Source organism: Streptomyces sp. NPDC058291, from assembly GCF_042880855.1.
GTDB lineage: Bacteria > Actinomycetota > Actinomycetes > Streptomycetales > Streptomycetaceae > Streptomyces.
On sequence record NZ_JBHVYK010000179.1, the window covers coordinates 1 to 1209 of the forward strand.

1 protein-coding gene is annotated in these 1209 nt (G+C 80.2%); it reads right to left on the reverse strand.

What is annotated here, in order from left to right; all coding sequences use genetic code 11:
- Nucleotides 1-299 precede the first annotated feature (299 nt).
- Nucleotides 300-1064 (reverse strand): SIMPL domain-containing protein, encoded by a 765-nt coding sequence (locus tag ACFVYK_RS37950; protein ID WP_389781293.1) that lies wholly within the window; start codon nt 1062-1064, stop codon nt 300-302.
- Nucleotides 1065-1209 lie beyond the last annotated feature (145 nt).

Genomic DNA, 1209 nt, shown 5'->3' on the forward strand with positions numbered 1-1209 from the left:
GTCCCAGGCGGTGCGCCGGGCAGCCGGCCCCGGGCGGGCAGCCGGTCCCGGTCGGTGCGCGGCCGGGCAGCCGGCCCCGGGCGGTGCGCGGCCCGGCAGCCGGTCCCGGGCGGGCAGCGGGTCCCAGGCGGTGCGCAGCCCGGCAGCCGGTCCCGGGCGGGCAGCCGACCCCGGGCGGTGCGCAGCCCGGCAGCCGGTCCCAGGCGGTGCGCCGGGCAGCCGGCCCCGGGCGGCCAGCCGGTCCCAGGCGGTGCGCGGCCCGGCAGCCGGTCCCGGGCGGTGCGCGGCCGGGGAGCCGGTCAGTCCAGTTCGTAGACCGCGGTCACCGTCGCCCCCGCCCGGATCTCGCCGGGGGCGACGGGCGCCGCGGCGATGCCGGCGCCGGAGGTCTCCCCGGCCGGTGACACGGGGCGCGGGTAGGTGGAGGCGTCCTCGCTGAGGGAGACCAGCGCGCCCAGGCGGCGGCCGCTGAGGCGGGCGTACTGCTCGGCCTTCGCGCGGGCGTCGGCGTGCGCGGCCTCGCGGGCGCGGGCCTGCAGCGGAGCGGGGTCGGAGACGTCGAAGACGACGGAGTCGATGCGCGCCGCGTCACCGGCGGCGTCGGTGACCGCCTGCAGGACCGCGCCCGTCCTCGCCACCTCGCGCACCTTCACCGAGAACCACTGCGCGGCCTGGTAACCCGTCAGCCGCGAGACGCCGTCGGTGGAGTCGTGGACGGGGATGAGGGTGACGCTGCGCGTCTGGACGTCCCGTTCGGCGACTCCCTGGGCGCGGACCGCGGCCAGCAGCGCGGCCGCCGCCGTGCTCTGCGCGTCCAGCGCGGACTGCGAGGTCTTGGCGAAGGACTCGACGCCGGCGCCGACGACCGCGATGTCGGGGGGTGCGCTCGCGCTCCCCTCGCCGGTCACCGTCACGGTGGCGGGGGCCGGGACGGCCGTCGCGAGGCGGGGCACGGCCGCCGGGCGGATCGGCAGCGCGTGGGCAGGGGCCGCGGCGAGCGCCGGGACGCCGAGCGCGAGCACGGAGACGACGGCCGCGGCGACGGGCCTACGGGAAAAGGGCATGCGGGACCGGTCCTCGGGGTGTCGGACGTCAGCGGCGGGCGGGTGCCGACATCCCAGCACTCTCCCCCGCGTGCGCCCGGACGCCACTCCCGTCCGCTCACCTCACTGGTGGAGCGGACGCGGGCGGGCGGGCGGAGTGGACGGC

Coding starts and splice junctions, on each gene's coding strand:
- ACFVYK_RS37950 (WP_389781293.1), bottom strand. CDS start 1,064: ATGCCCTTTTCCCGTAGGCCCGTCGCCGCGGCCGTCGTCTCCGTGCTC.